The organism is Dietzia cercidiphylli (genome assembly GCF_014145145.1).
In the GTDB taxonomy this organism is placed as follows: Bacteria; Actinomycetota; Actinomycetes; order Mycobacteriales; family Mycobacteriaceae; genus Dietzia; species Dietzia natronolimnaea.
In genome coordinates this window covers 1-7,798 of sequence record NZ_JAALEA010000162.1, presented here as the reverse complement: position 1 = coordinate 7,798, position 7,798 = coordinate 1, and the positions used below count along the sequence as shown (strand labels likewise).

The 7,798-nt window shown below is 71.3% G+C and carries 6 protein-coding genes; 4 read left to right on the top strand and 2 right to left on the bottom strand.

The annotated features are described in order from the left end of the window. Window positions 1-3,405: fatty acid synthase subunit beta domain-containing protein (locus G6028_RS06450; protein WP_182658373.1), on the bottom strand; the 3,405-nt coding region annotated here is incomplete at its 3' end. Window positions 3,406-3,723: 318 nt separating this feature from the next. After that, window positions 3,724-4,218, bottom strand: coding sequence for a hypothetical protein (locus tag G6028_RS06445; protein WP_241730593.1), 495 nt, complete (start codon window positions 4,216-4,218; stop codon window positions 3,724-3,726). 170 nt (window positions 4,219-4,388) lie between these two features. Between G6028_RS06445 and G6028_RS06440 the strand changes: the two genes are divergently transcribed. From G6028_RS06440 to G6028_RS06425, 4 genes are all read left to right on the top strand, one after another. Beyond that, a complete protein-coding gene (locus G6028_RS06440) occupies window positions 4,389-6,008 on the top strand; it encodes a sodium-dependent transporter (RefSeq protein WP_182658372.1) in 1,620 nt (539 codons plus the stop codon). A gap of 3 nt (window positions 6,009-6,011) precedes the next feature. Next, entirely contained in the window at window positions 6,012-6,164 is a 153-nt protein-coding gene (locus G6028_RS06435) for a methionine/alanine import family NSS transporter small subunit (RefSeq protein WP_182658371.1), read from the top strand. 153 nt (window positions 6,165-6,317) lie between these two features. After that, window positions 6,318-7,181: a maleylpyruvate isomerase family mycothiol-dependent enzyme gene (locus G6028_RS06430; RefSeq protein ID WP_182658370.1), complete on the top strand. Its 864-nt coding sequence runs from the start codon at window positions 6,318-6,320 to the stop codon at window positions 7,179-7,181. 79 nt (window positions 7,182-7,260) lie between these two features. Continuing rightward, window positions 7,261-7,770 (top strand): gluconokinase, encoded by a 510-nt coding sequence (locus tag G6028_RS06425; protein WP_182658374.1) that lies wholly within the window; start codon window positions 7,261-7,263, stop codon window positions 7,768-7,770. The last annotated feature ends 28 nt before the right edge of the window (window positions 7,771-7,798 follow it).

Genomic DNA, 7,798 nt, shown 5'->3' with positions numbered 1-7,798 from the left:
CTCGACCACGGTTCCGGCGCCGCGCGGGCGACGCGCCTGCCCGAGGACCGCGAACACGGCCGGCCACGCCGCACCCACGAGGGCGTCCGGGACGCCGTCCGAGGTGATGAGCGGGGTGGGCAGGCTGCCGGCGGTGACGCCGGTGTGGTCGGAGGCGAGGGTGGGCTCGAAGGTGAACCGGGCGGTGGCGACACCATCGGCGACCTCGGGCAGGGCCTCGATCGCGGTCCCTCCGGCTCCGCCACGGCCCACGCCGGCTGCGGTGCTCAGAAGGGTGCGCATGGCGGCTTCCGCGGCGGCGTCGGTGACGACCGGTGCGGCGCCCGTGGCCACGGAGTCACCCAGGGTGATCGTGATGGTCATCTCGGTCGGACCGATGGGCAGGGTCAGGTCGACGGTGCGCCCGTCCGCCGCCGGGGTCAGCACCGCGCCGGAGACCGGGTGGTGGCCGATGCCGTTCGAGTCGATCTCCCAGGCGTGCAGGACGCCGAGGCGGTGGACAGGGCTCACCACGAGGCGGCCCGCCCACGAGACGTCGGGCGCGTTGAGCACGTCCGCGACCGGGCCCTGTGCGGTGGTCACGGTGCCACGGCGGCGGCCGCTCACGGCCTCGGTGGAGGGCAGGTAGCCACGGACACGGTCGACGGTGGCGGACTCGAAGCGATCGAGCAACTCGCCGACAGGCTCGTCCACCCGGGTGATCCCGGCGACAGCGGTGGTGCCGGGGATGATGCACACGGCGTCGGCGTCGTAGCGGGCGTCATGGGCCTGCCACAGTGAGTCCGAGCGCCACCAGCGACGGACGTCGCCGTCGATGACGGGCACGAACGGGACGGGCTTGCCCGGCATGCGACAGATGTCGAGGAACTCGGCGGCGTCGGCGGGGTGCAGAGTCGCGGTGGCCAGGTCCGGGTAGCGGGCAGCGAGTGCGTCGACGACCTCGGTGGGTCGTTCCATCGCCTCGGCGCGGGGGAAGGCCGAGACGATGCGACCGGTGTCCGCGGCGTCCAGGCGGGCTTCGGCGCGCTGCACCATGCGGTGGAAGCGCTCGCGGATCGTGGGATCGAGCCACACCGAGTGGGCGCTCTCGGCCACCGCCCCGGAGGCGGTGCCGGCGGCGGGAGCGGAGGCGAGGGAGAGCTCGGCGAACCGGCGAAGCCACTGCTCGTAGGTCATGGTCCCGAGGTCACCGAAGTACGGCTTGGCGGTGCCGTTGATCGCGGCGACGATCTCCTCGCGGCGCTCGGCCACGGCCTCGGCGTCGCCGGCGACCTCGTCCAGCAGACGCCCGGTGCGGGCGGCGGTGTTGTCGATCTCGTGGATGTCCGCGCCGAGCTGGCTGCGGCCGGAGGCCATTCCGCCGTCGGCCTGGCCGGCACCCACCCAGTGGTCCACGCCGACGGTGTCCACGAGGAGCTGCTTGACCTGCGGGCTGGTGGTGGCCTCGAGCGTCGCCATGGCGGCGGTGCCCACGAGGATGCCGTCGACGGGCATGGCCGGGTAGCCGTGGGCGTTGGCCCAGGATCCGGTGAGGTAGTCCGCGGCCCGCTCCGGGGTGCCGATCCCGCCGCCGACGCACAGGACCACGTTGGGCCGGTCGCGCAGCATCGGGTAGGTGGCCAGCAGGAGGGCGTCGAGGTCCTCCCAGGAGTGGTGGCCGCCCGCGCGCCCGCCCTCGACCTGCACGATCACGGGCATATGGGGTACCTCGGCGGCGATCCGCACGACCTGGCGGATCTGCGCGACCGTGCCCGGCTTGAAGCTCACGTGGCGCAGTCCCGCCTCGGTGAGCTCCTCGATGAGGGCCACGGACTCGTCGAGCTCGGGGATGCCGGCGGTGACGATCACCCCGTCGAAGGGGACGCCCGCGGCGCGGGCCTTCTGGACCAGTCGCTTGCCGCCGACCTGCAGCTTCCACAGGTACGGGTCGAGGAACAGGGAGTTGAACTGCGCGCTGCGGCCGGGCTCGAGGAGCTCGGTGAGGCGCTGGGTGTTCTCGGCGAAGATCGGCTCGGTCACCTGACCACCGCCGGCGAGCTCGGCCCAGTGGCCGGCGTTGGCCGCGGCCGCGACGATCTCCGGGTCCACGGTGGTCGGGGTCATCCCGGCCAGCAGGATCGGCGAGCAGCCGGTGAGGCGGGTGAACGACGTCTCCACGTGCACGCTGCCGTCGGGCAGGGTGATGAGCTGGGGCTGGTACGCCGTCCACGGGCGCTCGATCGACGGGGTGGCACCCGGCGTGAAGAGGTTGCGCAGCCCGCCGCGGGTGGCGGCGGCGACCACACCGACGCCCTGGCCGCGGACCACCGAGCGGTTGAGGCGGGTCAGGGCCTCGCCCGGGCCCATGTCGAGGATCCACTCCGCGCCGGAGTGCAGGGTCTCGGCCATCTCCTCGACCCAGTCGACGGGCTCGGCGAAGACCTGGCGGGCCAACGCGGCCGCGCGGTCGGCGTCCAGGCCACAACGGGCCGCCCAGTCGGACACGATGTCCACCGCGGGGGCCATCGCGGGATGGTGGAAACCGACCTCCACCTCGAGGGGGTCGAAGACGGGGGCGAAGACGGGGGCGAAGACCTCGCCGCCGGTGAGCTTGGCCTCGCGACGGCGGCGGGACTCGGCCTCGAGGTCCGCGCAGTGACGGCGCAGGTCCTCGAGATCGTCCGGACGGCCCACCACGACGTGACGGCGTTGCGCGTTGCGGATGGAGACGGTCGGCCGCAGTGCGGGGTCGACCGCGGAGAAGACCTCGTCGACGAGGGCGCGCAGTCGCGCGCCGTCGATGCCCGACACGCCGACCATGGGGCTGGCCTCGCCACGGCGGAACAGGCCCGTGCGGCGACCGATCAGGGTGGCGGCGGCGCCGATGAGCTCGGCCATCGCCAGGAGGCGGTCGTCGATCGACCCGAAGGTCTCGACCGATTCCACGGCGAGGATGCCCTGGGAGTGTCCGACCACGGCGGCGGGGGCGGTGTCGTTGACGTCGAAGCCCTCGGCGGCGAGCGCGCGGACGGCGCCCACCTGGGTGAGCAGGACGGCCGGCAGGGAGACCGCGGCGGAGGAGAGCGACGCCTCGTCGGGGAGGTCACCGTGGTCCTCGTCCTCGCCGGTGGTGGTGTTGGCCCACTCGATGGGGCGGAAGCCGTGGGGCCGGACCACCGCGATCTCGTCGTGGACCGGCTCGGTGAGGGCGACGGAGGAGTCGACGAGGTCCTGCAGTTCGGGACCGATCCCGGTGCCGTCGATGAGGTCGCTCAACGCGTCGCGCCACGCGATCCCCTGTCCCCCGAAGGCGAGGGCGTAGGCGGTGCCCTCACGCAGGTCGTCCGCGAGCGCGCGGGCCTGGCGGCGGGCCGCGTGTCCGGTCTCGAGCGGGCGGGGTGTGAGGTCGCGGTCGTCGATCGTCACGTGTGGAACTCCTTGGCAACTTCGTCTGGGACATCTCCACGCCGAGACCAGTTGCTGGTCCGACGCAGGGCACAGACTGCCACAGGAAGTTGAGGGAGACCTCAGCTTGAGGGGGTACGGCCGTCCGTTCGGGGGTTAGCCGAGGGGGCCGACGCGTGAGCCCGATCACAATACGGAGCTGGTGGTTCCCCCATATACACAGGTGAGGGGCACCTCAGGTTTAGGGGCACCCATGTTACCGAATCGTTATCTCGTTCTCAGGGGTGATCCGCCCGACGACGGCGTGTCGCCGTCGCCTCCCACGCCCCGGCACAGCCGTCAGGCGCCGCACCGGAGAACGGCCATCATCTCGGCGTCGAGACCCTCGGTGGGGCACAGGTCGACGGCCAGACGGCGCGGCCCGGACGACCACTCGACGTGGGCCGTCCGGACCTCGTCGCCGACGGCGATCGTGACCAGTCCGCCGATCCCCGGTTGCTCTTCGGGCGCCAGCCCCCCTCGTCCGACCGTCTCGACGGCGGTCACCTCGGCGACCGTCGCCGGACCCGGAGCGGGGATCAGACGCACCTGCACCCTGGTGCCGTCGAACGCGCCGACCCAGGCCGCCAGCATCCCCGTCCCGTCCGCGCGCAGGTCGAGGGTGTACCCGTGCGCGAACCACGACCCGGTCTCGCGGACCACCTCGGCGGGAGAGGGCACGGGGGCTGCCGACGTCGGGGTGGCGACGAGGGTGGACACCCCCGCCATCGACGCCACGAGCGCGACCGCGGCCAGCGCGCGTCCCGCTCTCCGTCTCACCTGCATTGTCCTCATGAAGTCACTGTAGTCCCGCCAGTAACACGATCAGGTGCCACGAATGCGTCGAAATGGTCACCAAAACCCCAACCCGCCGACTAGATGTTGGGAGTTGTGGGGACCACACCTATCGTCGTTCCGTCACACCCGGCGGATCCGCCGCCCGATCGCCCGACAAGGAGCCGACCATGACCAGCCCGCCCAACCAAGGTGGGGTGACACCGAGAGAGACATTCTCCCGTCGCTCCGTCTTCGTCTTCGCCGCCATCGGCTCCGCCGTCGGCCTCGGCAACATCTGGCGTTTCCCCTTCGTCGCGTACGACAACGGTGGCGGCGCCTTCCTGCTCCCCTACCTCGTGGCACTGCTCACCGCGGGTCTCCCGCTGCTGTTCTTCGACTACGCCATCGGGCACCGCTTCCGCGGTTCCGCCCCTCTGAGCTTCCGACGGATGAACCGCTTCGCCGAGCCGATCGGCTGGATCCAGGTCCTGGTGTCCTTCGTCATCGCGGTCTACTACGCGGTGATCATCGCCTGGGCGGCCTGCTACGCGTGGTTCTCCGTCGACGAACGCTGGGGGCAGACGTACGAGGAGTCGGCCACGTTCTTCGCCGAGGACTTCCTCCGCGCCGGCAGCGGGTTCGGGATCGACTTCGTCCCGGGCATCGCGCTCGTCCTGGTGGTCGTGTGGATCGTCACGCTCGGGGTCCTGCTCGCGGGCGTCCAGAACGGCATCGGCCGGACCGCGCTGCTCTTCGTCCCGCTCCTGGTGGCACTCTTCGCCGCCCTCGTCGTGCGGTCGCTCTTCCTCGACGGCGCGATGGACGGCCTCAACAACTTCTTCACCCCGGACTGGGGCGTGCTCACCGAGCCGAGCGTGTGGATCGCGGCCTACGGCCAGATCTTCTTCTCCCTCTCGGTCGGCTTCGGCATCATGCTCACCTACTCGTCCTACCTCAAGCGCAAGTCCAACCTCACGAGCTCCGGCCTGGTCGTGGGCTTCTCCAACTCCGCCTTCGAGGTCCTCGCGGGCATCGGCGTGTTCGCCACGCTCGGCTTCCTCGTCTCCACGTCGGCGGGCGCGGGCTGGGAGGACGTCGGCGGCGGTCCGGGTCTGGCGTTCATCGCCTTCCCGGCTCTGATCTCGCAGATGCCCGGCGGCCCGATCTGGGGCGTGGTCTTCTTCATCTGCCTCATCCTGGCCGGCATTACCTCGCTCATCTCCATCGTCCAGGTGGTCATCTCGTCCTTCCAGGACAAGATGGGCAGCAGCCGCACCGTCTCGGTGCTGGCCGTGGGCATCCCGATGGCGGTCGCCTCGATCCTGCTCATGCCCACCGAGACCGGGCTGCAGAACCTCGATGTGATGGACAAGTTCGTCAACAGCCTCGGCATCGTCGGCATCACCCTCATCGCCCTCATCGTGGTGATCTTCGTGATGCGGCTGGCCCCCACACTGCGCGCCCACCTCAACTCGGTGTCCTCGTGGAAGGTCGGCACGTTCTGGATCGTCTGCCTGGCGGTCATCACGCCGATCGTCCTGGGTTACGCCCTGATCCGCGAGATCATGTCCCTCGTCTCCGAGCCCTACGAGGGATACGACGCCGCCATCCTGGGCGTCTGGGGCTGGGGCATGATCGGGACCATCCTCGTCCTGTCGATCGTCCTGTCGGCCCTGCCCTGGCGGGGGGCCCGCCAGCTCGACGGGCCGCCGAGCGTCGACGACGACCCGAGCGACTACAGCTACGAGGAGGGACTCACCCGTCCCGACGAGAACCCGGCTCCCACCCACACGCCCAAGGAGGCCTGAGCCATGGACGCTCCCGCGATCATCATGATGGTGCTGTTCCTGCTCGTGATCTGGGGCGGACTCGTCGCCAGCATCGTGCACTACGTCGGTCACCCCGACGACCCGGAGGGGGCCACAGCCCGTCCGCGAACTCTGACCTCGCGCCGCACGACCTGATCGCCGGCCCCGGCGTCCGCACACCACAGCGGCGCCGGGGCCGGAGTCGTCGAGGTGCCCGGACCAGTCATCGCACCGGAACTGTCACTGCATCGTGAACGCTGACGGTCAAGTGGCCGGGTCCGTCCCCACCGCGGCAGTAGCCTGGTGACCATGGAGACCGAGGGCCGCGACGCCACCACCACAGAACCCACCGGCAGCGCACCCGTCGAGGTGCGCCACCTGATCCAGCAATGGAAGCGCCTCGACGAGCTCCTCACGGGACTGAAGAGAGACGACTGGGCCGCACCCACGGCCCTCCCCGGATGGACCGTCCGCGACGTGGTGGCGCACATCGCCGGAACGGAGCACCTGCTCTCGGGCGAACCGGTACCGGACGTCGACCTCCCGCCCTCGGCCGACGAGTACGTCCGCAACCCCATCGGGGAGCTCAACGAGAAGTTCGTGCAGGAGGCCCGTCCGCTGGCGGTCGAGGACGCGTTCGCGGACTTCCGGGAGGCGGTGGCCGAGCGCACGGGACAGCTCGCCGAGATGACCCCGCAGCAGTTCGAGGCCGAGTCCGACTCCCCCGTCGGTCGCGTCCCGTTCCGTCGCTTCATGGGCGTGCGCGTCTTCGACTGCTGGATCCACGAGGACGACATCCGCCACGCCCTCGGCATGCAACACCACCTCGGCAGCGGCCCGGGGCGGTTCGCCCTCGACGAGATCGTGCGCTCCCTCCCCCGGACCGTGGGCAAGAAGGCCGGCGCCCCGGACGGCGCCCGCGTCCGGTTCCGGGTCACGGGTGAGTCCGACACCGATCTCCCGATGGCCGTCGACGTGATGGTCGCCGGCCGGGCGGGACTCGTGGACGTCGACGACTCCGCGCGGACCACGGTCGAGCTGGTGTTCGACACCCCGACCTTCGTCCGTGCGGCGACCGGCAGGATCACCGCCGAACCCGGCAACGGCGTGGAGATCAGTGGCGACGAGGACCTGGGCAGGAAGATCCTCGGGTCGATGGCCTTCACCATCTGACAGGCCCGTGGCGACTCCGACGGGGCCGGTGCCGGATCGGGCAGAGCCGTTGCCCGCGGCCGTTGCGCACATCGTGGTGATGGGGGTGTCCGGGGCCGGTAAGTCGACCGTCGCCCGCGCGATCGCCGAGCGGACGGGTGCCCTGTTCCTCGACGCCGACGACCTGCATCCCCCCGCCAACCGCCGGAAGCTGGGCGCCGGCGAGCCGCTCACCGACCTCGACCGCGGGCCGTGGCTCGACGCGGTCCGGGACAGGATGCGGCAGCGGGAACGGGAGGGGGCCCGCACCGGCCCGGACCCCGGCGTCGTCGTCGCGTGTTCGGCACTGCGCCGCGCCTACCGCGACGTCCTCCGGGACGTCGACCGGCCGGTGTTCTTCGTCGGACTCGGCGCCGACCCGGAGCTCCTCGCCGCCCGCCTCGCCGCTCGACGCGGGCACTTCGCATCCCACCGGATCCTCGAATCGCAGCTGGCCACCCTGGAGTCCCTGGGCCCGGACGAGGACGGGATCACCTGCCCGATCGCGCTTCCGGTCGAGGAGATCGCCGACAGGGCCCTCGCCGCGCTCCGGAAGGACCGTCGTCGGTGAGCCGGCGGTGAGTCCGCGGTGAGCCGGC